The organism is Acinetobacter sp. 24-47-67 (assembly GCF_056779735.1).
In genome coordinates this window covers 30,950-46,183 of sequence record NZ_JBWYIK010000010.1, presented here as the reverse complement: position 1 = coordinate 46,183, position 15,234 = coordinate 30,950, and the positions used below count along the sequence as shown (strand labels likewise).

At 36.8% G+C, this 15,234-nt stretch carries 11 protein-coding genes; 8 read left to right on the top strand and 3 right to left on the bottom strand.

The genetic code is table 11. The features are described from left to right. Window positions 1-634 precede the first annotated feature (634 nt). The 4 genes from AC1M9K_RS11740 (at window position 635) to AC1M9K_RS11725 (ending at window position 3,397) form a co-directional block, all read left to right on the top strand. The gene (locus AC1M9K_RS11740; RefSeq protein WP_481589362.1) at window positions 635-1,585 is read left to right on the top strand and encodes a pirin family protein; all 951 of its coding nucleotides are present in this window, start codon (window positions 635-637) and stop codon (window positions 1,583-1,585) included. 22 nt (window positions 1,586-1,607) lie between these two features. Next, the gene (locus AC1M9K_RS11735; RefSeq protein ID WP_035268969.1) at window positions 1,608-2,006 is read left to right on the top strand and encodes an OsmC family protein; all 399 of its coding nucleotides are present in this window, start codon (window positions 1,608-1,610) and stop codon (window positions 2,004-2,006) included. Window positions 2,007-2,142: 136 nt separating this feature from the next. Next, window positions 2,143-2,784, top strand: coding sequence for a glutathione S-transferase family protein (locus AC1M9K_RS11730; RefSeq protein WP_092767910.1), 642 nt, complete (start codon window positions 2,143-2,145; stop codon window positions 2,782-2,784). A gap of 1 nt (window position 2,785) precedes the next feature. Then, window positions 2,786-3,397, top strand: coding sequence for an alpha/beta fold hydrolase (locus AC1M9K_RS11725; protein WP_218947423.1), 612 nt, complete (start codon window positions 2,786-2,788; stop codon window positions 3,395-3,397). A 47-nt stretch (window positions 3,398-3,444) separates the two neighbouring features. Here AC1M9K_RS11725 and AC1M9K_RS11720 read toward each other — a convergent pair whose 3' ends face one another. The 3 genes from AC1M9K_RS11720 to AC1M9K_RS11710 all read right to left on the bottom strand — a co-directional run bounded on the left by AC1M9K_RS11720 (window position 3,445) and on the right by AC1M9K_RS11710 (window position 6,846). Further along, a complete protein-coding gene (locus tag AC1M9K_RS11720; RefSeq protein WP_035268975.1) occupies window positions 3,445-4,053 on the bottom strand; it encodes an SPOR domain-containing protein in 609 nt (202 codons plus the stop codon). 132 nt (window positions 4,054-4,185) lie between these two features. Continuing rightward, window positions 4,186-5,976 (bottom strand): arginine--tRNA ligase, encoded by a 1,791-nt coding sequence (gene argS / locus AC1M9K_RS11715; RefSeq protein ID WP_481589361.1) that lies wholly within the window; start codon window positions 5,974-5,976, stop codon window positions 4,186-4,188. Window positions 5,977-6,243: 267 nt separating this feature from the next. Further along, window positions 6,244-6,846 carry a hypothetical protein gene (locus AC1M9K_RS11710; RefSeq protein WP_092767906.1) on the bottom strand — a complete coding sequence of 201 codons (603 nt, stop codon included), beginning with the start codon at window positions 6,844-6,846 and terminating at the stop codon, window positions 6,244-6,246. 297 nt (window positions 6,847-7,143) lie between these two features. Between AC1M9K_RS11710 and AC1M9K_RS11705 the strand changes: the two genes are divergently transcribed. The 4 genes from AC1M9K_RS11705 (at window position 7,144) to AC1M9K_RS11690 (ending at window position 15,207) form a co-directional block, all read left to right on the top strand. Further along, window positions 7,144-8,844, top strand: a complete 1,701-nt coding sequence (locus AC1M9K_RS11705; RefSeq protein WP_035268988.1) for an NAD-dependent malic enzyme — start codon at window positions 7,144-7,146, stop codon at window positions 8,842-8,844. Window positions 8,845-9,000: 156 nt separating this feature from the next. Beyond that, on the top strand, window positions 9,001-12,273 hold the full coding sequence (locus AC1M9K_RS11700; protein WP_481589360.1) for a type VI secretion system Vgr family protein: 3,273 nt from the start codon (window positions 9,001-9,003) through the stop codon (window positions 12,271-12,273). A 1-nt stretch (window position 12,274) separates the two neighbouring features. After that, entirely contained in the window at window positions 12,275-14,320 is a 2,046-nt protein-coding gene (locus AC1M9K_RS11695; RefSeq protein WP_481589359.1) for a LysM peptidoglycan-binding domain-containing protein, read from the top strand. Further along, window positions 14,317-15,207 (top strand): hypothetical protein, encoded by an 891-nt coding sequence (locus tag AC1M9K_RS11690; protein ID WP_481589358.1) that lies wholly within the window; start codon window positions 14,317-14,319, stop codon window positions 15,205-15,207. The genes AC1M9K_RS11695 and AC1M9K_RS11690 overlap by 4 nt, the downstream gene beginning before the upstream one ends. Window positions 15,208-15,234: the final 27 nt, after the last annotated feature.

Below are 15,234 nucleotides of genomic sequence, written 5' to 3'. Positions count from 1 at the left end.
AGCTATGCTCGCGGCAGAGAGGGCTTTCAAGAAACAACGGTTCATGCCTAAATTACGCCAAGAGCTATGCTCGCGGCAGTACCTGAAAAGGTACATCCAATAAAAAAGGACGCTTAGGCGTCCTTTCTATTTATTATCTAAAATTTAATTCAGAAGAATTCTATGTTTGAAGAATTAGTCAAAATACGTAAAGCATAGGAAATCATTAGCCCAAATAACGTTGTTTTAAGAAATTTCCCAAACTCTTGTTGTGCCAATGCAAGCCATTTGATTGCTACTTACTTAGAATCTAAAGGATATGGTGAATTCCAATATATTTTAGGAAAAAATATAAAGGAAACAGAAAGTCTGCTTGGCTTTTAAATGTAAGAAGTAGATATATAGTTGATCTAACAGCAGATCAATTTGGATTGGATAAAATTATTTATACGTTAGAGCATGAGTGTCCTTTATCACATTTATTTCCAAAACTATTAAATCAAGGGCGAGCAAGCATTTTATTTTCAATACATACAAAACTCTAATTGTCCTACCTATAGTATTCAGCGTATTAAGTCTAAGGTGGTTCAATTTGCATGACCTTGTTAATATCTATAACAAAGATAGCCATTTGCCAAACTTTTAGGATAACAACATGACCAATAATATTTATACCGAATTGTCTCATTCAGAAGACTGTGAAAAGCACGCCAACCAATTGATTCAGGAATTTCCACTGCGCCGTGCAGAAATTGGTCAAGGGACAGTGATCAAACGCGCTTTACCAAGTCGCCATAAGCGTATGATTGGCGCATGGTGCTTCTTAGATCATGCAGGTCCTGTGACATTTGAAGCTGGACAAGGTCTAGATGTTGGGCCACATCCACATATTGGTCTTCAAACCTTTACTTGGATGATTGAAGGGACCATGTTGCATAGCGACAGCTTAGGGACAACAGATCAGCTGATTCAGCCCAAGCAAGTCAACCTCATGACCGCAGGTCGAGGTATTTCACATACTGAAGTCGCGCCAGCGAATGAAACAAAAATGCATGCGGCCCAACTTTGGATTGCATTGCCTGATGACAAACTTACCATCGATCCAGCTTTTAATCACTATCCTGAATTACCCGTGGTTAATCAGTCAGGTATCGAATTTACGGTATTGGTCGGTGAGTATCTAAATACAGTATCACCAGTCAAAGTACATACTGAGCTTTTAGGTGTTGATTTATTTGCGCAAGCAGCCACAAAAGCACGTTTACCTTTAAATCCAAAGTTTGAATATGGATTTATGGCGCTTGAAGGTACAGCAACTATTAATGGTCATCATTTAGATGAAGACAATATGGTGATTTTAGAGCCAGGGCTAGAATATGTGGAAGTAGAAATCCATGACAATAGTCGTGTACTGCTTTTGGGCGGTGAGCCATTTGAGTCACCAATTTTATTATGGTGGAATTTCGTTGGACGTACGCAAGAAGAAATCAAAATTGCACGTGATCAATGGATAGCAGAAGATCCACGTTTTGGGTCAATTCCATCATACCAAGGCGAGCGTTTGAAAGCTCCGATATTGCCTGATAGCATGCGTCCATCTAAATAATAAGACAAAGAAGGAAAATAAAATGGCAACGATCGCAAATGCAAAGGTCACCACACTACCTGAAAAATGGGGTGGTGAAATTCAATCTGGTCAGCACACATTTCTCACCGATAAACCTGAATCATTCCAAGGTTTAGATCGTGGGCCTGCACCGTATGATTTTATTTGTTCAGGATTAATTTCCTGCACAATGATTACATTACGGATGTATGCTGAGCATAAAGGACTGGATTTAGGCGAATTTAGTGTCGAGGCAGATTTTAAAGCCAATAAGGAAGGGCAGGAATGGATTGAGCGTCGTTTAAGTTTTAAAACTAACTTGGATGAAGCGCTACAAGAAAAAGTTTTAAATGTGTGCCAAAAAACACCAGTTACTAAAACAATGCTCAGAAGTGTCGAAATTAAAACAACAATTATTTAAATATAGACAACTTAATAGGCATCAACATTCTGTATTTTTGTAATTTACAGCTAAAAAGAAGACATTTTGTGTAAAGCAGGATGTCTTTTTTTTATTCAAAATGGCTATATAGAGAGAAATAAAATTAGGTGGTCTTATGCTGACATTACATCATTTAGAAAAATCACGTTCTTCAAGAATTATTTGGGCGCTAGAAGAGTTGGGTGCTGAATACCAAATTCAACATTATAAAAGATTGCCAACTTACGCCGCTCCACCAGAATTGAAGAAGGTTCATCCTTTGGGGAAATCACCAGTGATTACTGATGATAATTTAGTGATCGCAGAATCGGCGGTGATTTTAGACTATCTGGCAGATCGCTATGATACTCAGCATCAATTTAAACCCCAGTCACAGCCGGACTTAACACAATATCAGTATTGGATGCATTACGCTGAAGGCTCATTAATGCCACTTTTAGTGATGACCTTAGTTCTCTCGTTTGTACCTCCTAAAGTACCTTTTGTGATTCGACCAATTGCCAATAAAATTATTGATGGGGTGACTGATGGATTTATACAACCGCGTCTCGCTGAACATATTGAATTTTTAGAACAGCATTTGGCGCAACATGAATTTTTTATATCTCAGTTTTCATTTGCAGATATCCAAATGAGTTTTCCCTTAATCGCGATGGATGAGCGCTTAAATGGAAAATATCCGAACATTCATGCGTATGTAAAACGCATAAAACAAAGACCTGCTTATCAGCGAGCGGTCATCAAGGGTGGTGATTAAGATGGCAGATCAGGCAGTGAAATTAATCTTCCTGCCCGGAGCATCTGGCAGTACTGCATTTTGGAAACCTGTTCAATCACATTTTGAATCTGAGTACGACACGCACATCATTGCTTATCCCAGTTTTGGTGAATATCCTGATCATCCACATGTAAATTCAATGTCAGATTTACAAGATTATGTATTTGATCATCTTCAGCGCCCAAGTATTCTGATCGCTCAATCTATGGGTGGGGTCATTGCTGTTCAAGCGGCGTTGAGGTATCCAAAATTGATTCAAGGTTTGGTGTTGGTCGCTACGTCAGGTGGCGTTGATTTAACACCATTTCATGTTAAAGATTGGCGTGCAGAATATCAAAATGAATATGAAGTGCCGCACTGGTTTATTGATGATGAAACCAAATTAGATGAACGGCTTGCTGAAATTGAATGTCCTGTACTATTAATCTGGGGCGGAGATGATGACATTAGTCCTGTCGCAGTAGGTGAGTATTTAAATCACGCTTTTAAGTATTCAGAGCTGAATGTGATCCCGAACGGACAACATGATTTAGCTAAAGTTTATGCGTCAGAGTGTATTTCTTTTATCCAACGCTACTTAGCAAAATTTTAGGTTTGCTCTAGACTAAAAAAGGATGCTAATCGCATCCTTTTTTTTGATTATCGTTTTACAACGATTGAATCAATACCGCTGTGTTGTAGGGTTTGCTGAGCGATGACAGCAGCTTCTTGAGAGTCATAAGGTCCAGAGACAACCCGATACCAGGTTTGACCGCCTTCCGTGGTTTTAATGACATCTGCAGATAAGCCGTTGAGAATAATTTCAGCACGACGTGCATCAGCACTGTCTGGATCTGGATAACTTCTGACTTGTAAAAGGTAGCTACTCGCTACGGGTTGAGGTTCTGCATTTTCAATCAGTTCACCCTCTGTCGTTGTAGCATCAGCAACCACAGGTGCTTCCACGATGACAGGTGCGGTGTTCACTTGCTGATTTTCAGGTACAGCTTGATCGGGGATTGGAGTCACTTGTTGTTGAGGCAATAAATCGTAGAAGCGATAATCTTTATTCGTATCTTCTTGATAATGTTCAGATTGAATATCATTGCTTTTGGGTTGGACTGGCGCCCACGGTTTCCATAGCATTAAGGCTACGGCAAAACTCAGTACAATTAAAATCAGAACAAGCATACCTAACCATTTTGGTATTAATGGTTGTTTAGGTTTGTTAGGTCTTTCTGATACACCACGCTGCGTTTTTCCAAACACTTGGAAACCTCTCTTATTTTAAGATCATGCAATGGAAAATTGGATTACCATCACATGGAGTTTTTATCTCATTTTTTTCAATAATAAAAGTCTAAAGAGGTGAATCTTTTAAAAAGATTCACCTTCGATGACTTACATGCTTTCAGGTGCAGAAACGCCTAAAAGCTCTAAACCATTTTTCAAGACTTGACGAACATTTACCGATAACAACAAACGTGCTTGGGTCAGATCAGCATCATCACCGAGTACTTTATTTTCGTTGTACCAACCATGGAACAATGCTGCAAGTTCTTTTAAGTAGTTACCTACTTGATGCGGTTCATGGTTGTTTGCAGCACGTGCAAGAATTTCAGGGTATGCTGCAAGTTTTGCTAAGATTTCAGTTTCAGCTTCTAATTCAAGCTTTGCGGCAAAACCACGCGCAGTGGTCGCATCGAAGTTGATGTTCAAGCTGCTTGCTTTTTCTAGCATACGACAAATACGTGCATGAGCATATTGAATGTAATACACCGCATTGTCTTTACTTTGAGAAACCGCGAGATCTAGATCAAAGTCGATGTGCTGTTCAGACTTACGCATGACATAGTAGAAGCGAGCAGCGTCGTTGCCGACTTCTTTACGTAGATCACGCAATGTGACGAATTGACCTGAACGAGATGACATTTGAACCATCTCACCACCGCGCCATAGGCTGACGAATTGTACTAATAACACAGTCAGTTTTTTTGAGTCATATCCCATCGCATCAATCGCTGCTTTTACACGTGCTATATAACCGTGGTGGTCTGAACCCCAAATATCAATAATGTCAGTATAACCACGCTGAAGTTTATTCAGATGGTAAGCAATGTCAGAAGCGAAGTAAGTGGTTTGACCATTACGACGTTTTACAACACGGTCTTTTTCATCACCAAATTCTGTTGATTTGAACCAAATGTTGCCATCTTTCTCATAGAGGAAGCCGCGTTGATCAAGTGTTTGTAATGCTTCTTCAATTTTTTCAGTCAATGATGCTTCACTGAACCATTGGTTGAAAGTCACACCAAATTCACCAAGATCATCTTTAATATCATCAAGAATTGCTTTTAACGCAGCTTGATGAAAAACGCGATAACCTTCACCTATTAACGTCTGCGAGTTAAAAATTAGACCATCAATGTGTTTTTCTTTATCGCCACAAATTACAACCTTGTTACCTTCGGCATCAAGTTCTTCAGCATACTGCACATCTTCTGGCACATCTTTATAAACATCAGCTACAGGGCGAACATATACATCGCCGTCTTGATCAATAATGCTTTGTGCAATTTCTTTAACGTAATCGCCTTGGTAGGCATTTTTAGGGAATACTAATGTTTGACCAGTTAACTCAAGGTAACGTAGATAAGTAGACGTCGCTAAAATGTCCATTTGACGACCAGCATCATTCACATAGTATTCACGATCGACTGTAGCACCAGTTGCTTCAAGTAAATTCGCAACCGTCATGCCATATGCTGCGCCACGACCGTGACCCACATGTAAGCTTGATGTCGGGTTCGCAGAGACAAACTCAACTTGGATTTTTTTCGTAGCATTTACTTGTGTACGACCAAAATCATTAGCTTGTGCCTGAATAGCATCAAGAACAGCAAAACGTTGGTCTGCATTCAAGAAAAAGTTGATAAAACCAGGACCAGCGATTTCCGCTTTACTGATATCCGTAACTTCTGGCAGTGCAGCAAGAATTTTTTCTGCTAAATCACGAGGCTTCATACCTGCAGCTTTAGACGCGATCATTGCGATATTCGAAGCGAAGTCACCATGGCTTCGGTCTTTGGTTCGCGTTAAGTTTCCGCTGTTGTTAAAGTCAGATGGGAGGACCCCTTCAGCTTGAAGAGATTGCACTGCATGATCGAGAGCTGCTTGTATTGCCGTATTCATAATTTATCGAAAAATTAATGTCGCAGAAAAACGACAAATATAGCAAATTTAGCGCTCATTAGCGAAGCAGATTTGCGTTGAATAAAACTTATCCGACATAAAAATAATAAAATCAGTTTTTTTAATCACTATGCGCTATTTGCAGAATTAACGATGATGAATTTAATCTTTTACATCTAATGCATATCGATGATTGAATTGAGCCTGATTTCTTTATCTCATTTAATGTGAATTTAAATAGAAATCAGGCAATTTTATGACTCGAAACTAAGCCATACACGTGACAGGCTTATTTAATAATTCTGCTTTACCATTTTGGAAAGTGTATAACTTAGATGCATGGAAGATTTTAATGGTTTTGGCTTTTTGAGCAGCAGATTGAAATGTCCCTAATTTTTTTTGATTCGCCAAACTAAAAGGATTTCCGTAATTCTTATTGTCGAGTAGTACTTGGATCGTTCCAACTTCAGGCTGAAGACTATTTAAAATTTCCGAACCTTCCACATTTTGTATGCTGAGACTTGGTTTTTGGACACTATTCTTACAATTTAAACGCAGGAACAGCATGTGACCATCAACAGCTTTGTTTTGTAAGTCATAAATTCCTTGAAGGTCATTTTCGATATATACCCACTGACCAATCGGCATATTTTGTTTAAATTTCTCAATTTGCTCGAGTGTGGTTTTACTAATATCGACAATGCCTTTTTTATCAATTTCAGGGGTTTTATCAGCGCGTGCTAAGCCCACCATTGAAAGTGCTTTATCACCGACCTTTGAGGTCGTGTCAGTGATGGTTTGGCAACCCGTTACATTTAGCAGTGAAATAATAGTTAATGGCAAAATGGCAATTTTAGCTGTAATTTTCATGTGGATCTAATAATGAAGTAAAAATACGATTGAATCCGATATTAGCTGAATCGTTCAGATTAGTTTGCAAAAAAAAGTTAATAAACATGAATAATACATTTGAAATGTGACAGTTTTATCTATTTTTCAATCAATAGAATGATGGATTGAAGTTATAAAATTTAAAAATACTGCCAATATTATTATCAATTTTATAAATATACATTTGTCTTCATTTCGGCTTAAGCTATTTCTTAAATAAATGGTAAAAATGAAATGAAAAGGGTCTGAATTTAGGCCTGATCCATGAGATTAGAGATGACAACTGAACACACTGAAGTAAAACACCCTCTTTATACCCCTTATGCTGGCTTTACTTTGCTTGAACTACCTCTTCTTAATAAAGGCTCTGCGTTCACTGAGGAGGAGCGAGCAAGTTTTAATCTAAACGGTTTGCTGCCTCATGTGATTGAAACGATTGAAGAGCAACACCAACGTTCATATCAACAATTTACGTCATTTCATGACGACATTAATAAGCATATTTATCTGAGAAATATACAAGACACCAATGAGACTTTGTTTTATCACCTCATAGAAAATCATTTATCAGAAATGATGCCGATTATTTATACCCCAACGGTAGGTGAGGCTTGCCAACGATTTTCTGATATTTACCGCCGTCATCGTGGTGTATTTATTTCATATCCTGATCGTGCCAACATCGACGATATTTTACAAAATGTGAATAAGAACAACGTCAAAGTCATTGTAATCACAGATGGTGAACGCATTCTTGGGTTAGGTGACCAAGGGATTGGTGGGATGGGAATTCCAATCGGAAAATTATCTCTTTATACCGCATGTGGTGGTATTAGCCCAGCGTATACATTACCCATTACATTGGATGTAGGAACCAATAATGCACAGTTGCTAAATGATCCAATTTATTTAGGTTGGAATCAGCCTCGTATTAGTGGCGATGAATACTATGACTTTGTGGATGACGTACTTCGTGCGATTAAACGCCGTTGGCCAAAAGCTTTGATTCAATTTGAAGATTTTGCTCAAAAAAATGCAATGCCATTGCTGGAAAAATATCGTAATCAATATTGTTGTTTTAATGATGATATTCAAGGCACTGCTGCTGTTGCAGTCGGTAGCTTAATCGCAGCAAGTCGAGCTGCAGGAAAACAATTACGTGACCAGAAAGTGGCATTCCTTGGTGCTGGTTCAGCGGGCTGTGGTATCGCTGAGCAAATCATTGCACAAATGGTGGCTGAAGGTTTGAGTGATGCTGAGGCAAGATCACGAATTTATATGGTCGATCGTTTTGGGTTATTGACCGATAATCAACCAAATCTTTTAGATTTTCAGCGTAAACTGGTTCAAAGTTCAGAAAATGTATCCGCGTGGGCTGATGCGGAAGGCATCATTTCATTGCTAGATGTTGTAAAAAATGCACACCCGACTGTGTTAATTGGTGTCTCTGGACAACCGGGTTTATTCACTGAAGAAATTATTCGAACTATGGCATCCAATTGCGAGCATCCTATTGTATTACCATTGTCGAATCCAACGTCGCGTGTAGAAGCTGTACCAGCAGATATTATTCAGTGGACGGACGGTCGCGCTTTGATTGCAACTGGTAGTCCATTTATGCCTGTTAATTATCAAGATAAGCTACACAATATTTCTCAGTGTAATAACTCTTATATTTTCCCAGGGATTGGCTTAGGGGTGATTGCTGTGCAGGCAACGCGTGTTACAGACAATATGCTGATGGCATCAAGTATGGCGTTAGCAGATTGCTCTCCAAAATTGCAAAACCCTGACGACGACTTACTTCCTGATCTTAATGATTTGCAGAAAGTCTCCCGAATCATCGCGTTTAAGGTTGCAAAAGCGGCAATTGAGGATGGTGTTGCTTTGCCATTGAGTGATGAGCTGATCGAAAAAAGTATTGAAGATAATTTCTGGAAGCCTGAATATCGCCGTTATAAGCGAATTCCATTTTAAAAAAACTTGAATTTTCAATATAAATTCATTGGAAATAAATAGGAATCAATGCGTTGGTTCCTATTTTTTGTTTAGAATAATTACAATATTTAAAAGCAAGATTGAGCGGAATACGCTACAATTTTCAAAAATCATAATAATAGCTTTAATCATTCTATGCTCAATAATATCAATTCAATTATAGAAGGCTTGGGTCTTAGCCCGCAAAAGCGCGCCTTACATATTAAATTTTCTAATCCAATATTAGATAGCCAAGTTTTCATTCAACGAATTCAGGGTCAACACTTTATTAATCAAGGCTTAAAAGCTGAAGTATTATGCTTATCGACGAATGCGCATTTACAACTTAAGCAATTCATTGGTTGTTTAGTGGCTGTCGATCAAGTTACGGATCTTGGAAAATTAGCTCGGACTACTGGGATTGTGACAGGGGTGAGCCAAGGTCAAAGTGATGGAGCGTTGACCTTATATAAGTTGACTGTTGAAGATGCAACTTCACTTTGGCACAAACGCCGTAACAGTCGCGTATTTATGAACAAATCCGTGGTTGATATCACTGAGATTATTTTTAAAGAGTGGCAGACGAAAAGCGTGTTATTTAGTACCGCTTTGAGTCTGTCAACGGCGGGTTTAAAAGCATCATATGATATACGTCCATTTGTGATGCAAGCCAACGAATCAGACTATGATTTTCTAACACGCTTATGGCGGAGTGAAGGCATTAATTGGTTGATTGATGAGACAGATCAAACTGTGCCATTCTCAGCGAAAGAAATTCAATCACAAAAATTAAGGCTAATAGATGAAAATAGTCAGTACGAGCCTTTAGATCGACGCACGCTCAGATTCCATCGCAGTCATGCAACAGAACGTTTTGATGCGATTACCAGCTTTATTGCTCAACGCTCAATACAATCTACAGCAATTCAGGTACAACGTTGGCAGGGCGATATACTTGCGCAAGATCAAGATGATTATCAACTCAGTGCTCATCAACATAGTGACCAGTTGGATAATGAAACCTTAAGTCTAGAACAAGCATGGACTGTGAGTCCTGCTTGGATTGCTGATTTAAAAGGTGAAGATCAAGCCACTCTATCAAACAATTCACAACTGCAAAAACTGAATACACAACTCAATCAATACCAAGATTTGCAGGCTAAATACTTTACTGCGGTGAGTAGCGTTCGAGATGCCAATGTTGGGTATTGGTTTGAATTTATGGGTCATCCAGAAATAGATCAACATCAAGGGGCAGATCGCCAATTTATTATTTTAGGAAAACAATTTTTTAATCAAAATAATTTACCTAAAGATTTAAATAATCAAATTGAAACATTAATTGATTTGAGTCGTTGGAAACAGACAAAAACAGATGAGCGTTTATCTACAGAACTGAGTTTAGTGCGCCGAGCTATACCTATTGTTCCAGAATATGATCCATTGAAACATCGTCCAGTTGCTTATCCTCAACGGGCAAAAGTGGTTGGTCCTGAAGGTGAAACGATCTATGTGGATCAGTGGGGACGTATTAAGGTTCGCTTCGTATTTACACGTAATGATGATCATCAACATGATGGTGGTGCAGGGTCGAATGATAATGATACAGACTCTGCATGGGTTGATGTTTTAACTTCTTGGGCTGGGGAGGGTTATGGATCAAGATTCCATCCACGTATAGGTGAAATTGTAGTCATTGATTTCTTTGATGGAAATGTTGATCGACCTTTCGTTGTTGGGCGTTTACATGAGGCTGAACGTCATCAAACTAAGTTTGATGTTAAGGGGCAGTTACCTGATACAAAAAAACTCAGCGGAATTCGCACGGCAGAAGTTGGTGGCTCTGGATTTAACCAACTCCGATTTGATGATACGACAGGACAAATTAGTACTCAGTTGCAAAGTAGTCATGCGGCAACTCAATTGAATCTGGGTAATTTGAGTCATCCTAAGGATAAGGAGAAAAGTGATGGACGTGGAGAAGGATTTGAGCTGAGAACTGATGCTTATGGTGCTGTTCGTGCAGGGAAAGGAATGCTCATTACGACTTATGCACAAGAAAAAGCAATTGCTGACCATCTTGAAGCTGCACAGGCTCAATCATTGTTGAGTCAGAGTGAGCAGAGTATGAAAATGCTCAGTGAAATTGCAGTAAAACAACAATCGGATGCATTAAATGTAATTAGTAGATTACCTAAATTTATTCAATCATTAGAAATCAAAAGTAGTACTCAAGCTTTGCAGTCTACAGTGAATTTATTTAAAGAGGGAATAGCGAAGGATCCATTAATTGCACTGAAAGATTGTGGTGGTTTTATTAAGGATATTGGTATTTTAGGTGGTAATACTGCTGGAATTGTGGATGAGTTTAATAGTTACTTTGAGCATGCTCAAGAAGCGGTTGATAATCTCAAGGAATTTATTGATAACGTACAAGAATATGGTTCTGAAGCGATAAAGAGGAAATTTGAAAGTATTAAAAATGGGATTAAAGATAACCCATTTCAAGCACTTCAAGATGTGAGTAAAGCAATTTCGAGCGTTGACTTGAATGTGGAAGATCAACTGGTGTTATGCACTGGTTTTGGTGGTGCAAACAAAAAAGATGATATTAATCCAGTAAAAGCCTTAAGCACACTGACAGGTTTTATGGAGGGATATACTCAAGGATTAGAAAATAGTTCTGATCAAAAAAAACAAGAGCAAGGACGTTTATTTAGACAGGCACTCATGCTTTTGGCTTCACCCAATGGGATTGCATTAACAACGCCTGAGGACATTATTCTTCAAGCATCACAAGATATTGCGGAGAGTGCACAGGGTTCAATTAATTTAAGTGCGCAAAAAAATATTGTGGGGCATGCTCAAGACAAGATCAGTTTGTTTGCTGCACAGAAAGGATTTCGAGCGTTCGCAGCTAAAGGAAAAGTTGAATTACAAGCGCAAGATGATGCGATTGAAGCTATTGCACGTAAGGTGATTAAGCTTATTTCAACCGAAGATAAAATTGAAATTACCAGTCCAAAAGAAATCGTATTGACCGCAGGTGGCTCGCAACTCAAGATTAATGCTAGTGGAGTATTTAGCACGACGGGTGGAAAATTTGAGAGTAAGGCAGGGCAGCATTTGTTTACGGGTGGGGCTAACGTTAATTTTCAGTTACCATTTATACCTAAGATATTGGATGGGGGTTATAGTCAACAATTTAACTTAAAATCCTTATCAAGTGAACATAGTGACTTAATTGGTTCAGGTTATAAAATTATCAATAAAAAAACTCAAGAAATACTTATTCAGGGTGTTATTAATTCTAATTTTGAAACAGAGAGAGTTTTCAGTGAAAAAGAAGAAGAATTAGAATTGATCGTCTATGAAACAGAATATACAGATTTTAATATTGAAAACATAAATGAAATTTTGGGAGATTGAGATGTATACGATAAGGAGAGGTGATACTTTAAGTGGAATTGCAAGGAAAAAAGGGTTTAGTGTTGATGAATTAGCGCGTCTAAATGGAATAAAAAATAAAAATTTGATTTATATTGGTCAGAAGCTAAAGCTTCCTAATACAAATACAAATACAAATACAAATACAAATACAAATACAAATACAAATACAAATACAAATACAAATACAAATACAAATACAAATACAAATACAAATACAGCCAAGTTGGCTGTTGCAGTAGTTAATAGGAAAGGGGAACCAATAAGTAATTTTAAAATCAAAATTATTATTGGTGGTAAAGTGAAAATTGAAAGATTAACAAATGAAAAGGGGTTGATAATTCTAAATCAAGGGGAGGCTGGTAAGGATATAGTAATTGAAGGTTGGTCCAAAACAAATAGTAGTTATAAAGTAATTAGTAATAGATTTATTACTGAGCCTAGAAATTTAGGAATAGGTATTTCCTTAGATACAATCAAATTTGAAGCTAAAACAGATAATCATATTCATCCAAGTAATAACACAACTCTCAATACAACACAGTCTCAAACTCAACATAGGGTTAATAATGAAAACCAACCAATTGCTCAAGTATCAGTAAATGGATGCGATAATTGCTCTAAAATTACGGAAAACGAGTTAAAGCAAATTTTTACAAATGCAACTGTATCTGAGATTAAAGCTTTAGTGGATTCTTATAATCAGTATGCAGAAAAGTTTTTGATGAAAAATTGTGTAAGCAAAGCACATTTTTTTGCACAAGTACTTGAGGAGGTTGGTACCTCAATTACAGTAAAAAATGGTGAGAGCTTAAATTATCATTCAGATATTTTAGTTGCTGATTATACAAATAGTCCAAGAAATATATATATAACAGAGAATGGAAAAAGAGTTGCTAAAAAAAGTCATGGAGGGCCTTTTAAGGCCTTTCGTGGGAATAAGGAATTATGTGATAAATATGGTAGAAATGATAAACATCCAGCTAACCAAGAGATGATAGCAAATATTGCCTACGCTAATAGAAATGGTAATGGAGATATAAACTCTGGTGATGGTTGGAAGTACAGAGGGAGAGGTATAATACAAATTACTGGAAAAGATAAATATAGTAGAATTAATGATGAAATAAAAAAATGCTTTCCACAAGAAAATATTGTTATTGATGCTAATAATATTAATAATTTGAAAGAAGGAACATTAGCATCCATGGCATATTGGAAATCTTTTGGTTTGTCTGCTTTAGTTAATAAAAAACAAGTAACTTTAACATCACAATTAGTTATAGTAGATAAACTTATTGATGTAATAAATAGTAAAACAGCATCTAGACAACAAAGAAAAAATAATTTTAAAGATATTACATCAAAAGTGTTTAAATTAAATGAGTGCAAGAACTCTATTGTAGAAACCAATTCTTTAAATAAATCTGCACCTACTGCACCTACTGCACCTGTTGGAGGACAGTTGGTCTCAGTTCTAAATGAAATGAAAGAACTCGTAGATAGAAATATACCTTACTCTCAAGCTGGTGCCAGAGGGGGGCTATCTCCTGCAACTGCGACTTCTGAAATTACTGCTAAGGATTTAAAAGGTTTAGATTGCTCAGAAACTGTCGCAATATATCTAATGAAACTAGGAGTTACTGATAAATTTTATTCAATTCATACAGGAATAATGTTAACTGAGAAAGCATTTAGAGGAGCAATACACTCTAATAAAATAGATTATGTTTCAGGTAGTAAAGAAATTTCTTTCATTCCTCAAGTAGGTGATATTTTCGTTTGGAGGAGTAGTGCTGGACATTGTGGAATTGTTTATGCAGTCGATACTGAAAATAAAACTGTAACAATTTTAGAGGCTATAGGCTTTGTTGGTAGTGCTGAAGAAAGGTTCAATACAGAAAATGGTGGTTGTGTTAAGAAGGGGTGCAGTAGAACAGCTGTTTATACGATTTCGGGTAAAGCTTTGGCATCTCATGCTGGATGGGTAGGATATTTTAGACCCAATATAAGTGGAAAGAGAATATGAAAAAAAGTGCAGTAGTTATTTCTATCATGGTATTAGCAGCTTGTACTGCTAATGCGGATAAAAAAGACTTAAATAATGTTCAGTTAGATAGTCTATTGACTTGTTATGGTGAGAATACTGAATATACAAATTTGGATGGTTATTATTATTTGCCAGATTATGGCTGTATATATAATGGTAAGACTAATAAGCTTGGGAATGCATTTGTTTTTTTGATTCCAACTGTTGATCAAAAAAAAGATCTAAATTACAAGAGTATAAAAGCAGTTAAGGAAAAAATTATTTTTTTAATTCCAAAAGATAATTTAGTTAAGACAAATAATTCCGATTCCAATTATATACCTAAAGCAAACTATAAATTTAAAGTTTTTTTAAACTCTGGGAAAGGTTGGGTTGAGAATAGTCAAGTTTCTAAATTAGATCAAATGAATGATTTTGTTGAAAATAGGGTTTTATCTTATAGCGGTGCTTTTTTAAAAAGAAAAATGGATGTTAATAAAGATGGGGTTAGTGACTATATTGAGGTTTTAGGCGGAAAAGATTCGTTGAAATCAATTGTTATTAGGGATGGTCTTAATAATAAAACATTATGGAAAAATAATATTTTATTTGATGATAGTTTTAATAATTGTCAATATAGTGAGTTTAAGAATATAGCAATCAGTGAAAATAATTTTACATTAGAGTATAATACTTGTGCAGATAACTCTATGTTAGGTCATAGATATACAACATTTAGAGTCGACTCTAAAAATGAACCAGTTGTAATTCAAGATAATTATTTAGTTAATGAATTAAATGGAAAGGAAAATGAAAAGCCTAAAAAAATAAACTGCATGTCTAATTCAAAGGTTTTTTTCTCTACTTATAGAGGGCGATGTGGTTAGGGGAATTGTTAACATATATTTGTATGT

Bases quoted from the DNA above. Each gene is read 5' to 3' on its own strand.
- AC1M9K_RS11740 (WP_481589362.1), top strand. From the start codon at position 635: ATGACCAATAATATTTATACCGAATTGTCTCATTCAGAAGACTGTGAA.
- AC1M9K_RS11730 (WP_092767910.1), top strand. From the start codon at position 2,143: ATGCTGACATTACATCATTTAGAAAAATCACGTTCTTCAAGAATTATT.
- AC1M9K_RS11695 (WP_481589359.1), top strand. From the start codon at position 12,275: ATGTATACGATAAGGAGAGGTGATACTTTAAGTGGAATTGCAAGGAAA.
- AC1M9K_RS11710 (WP_092767906.1), bottom strand. From the start codon at position 6,846: ATGAAAATTACAGCTAAAATTGCCATTTTGCCATTAACTATTATTTCA.
- AC1M9K_RS11725 (WP_218947423.1), top strand. From the start codon at position 2,786: ATGGCAGATCAGGCAGTGAAATTAATCTTCCTGCCCGGAGCATCTGGC.
- AC1M9K_RS11735 (WP_035268969.1), top strand. From the start codon at position 1,608: ATGGCAACGATCGCAAATGCAAAGGTCACCACACTACCTGAAAAATGG.
- AC1M9K_RS11690 (WP_481589358.1), top strand. From the start codon at position 14,317: ATGAAAAAAAGTGCAGTAGTTATTTCTATCATGGTATTAGCAGCTTGT.
- argS (WP_481589361.1), bottom strand. From the start codon at position 5,976: ATGAATACGGCAATACAAGCAGCTCTCGATCATGCAGTGCAATCTCTT.
- AC1M9K_RS11705 (WP_035268988.1), top strand. From the start codon at position 7,144: ATGACAACTGAACACACTGAAGTAAAACACCCTCTTTATACCCCTTAT.
- AC1M9K_RS11700 (WP_481589360.1), top strand. From the start codon at position 9,001: ATGCTCAATAATATCAATTCAATTATAGAAGGCTTGGGTCTTAGCCCG.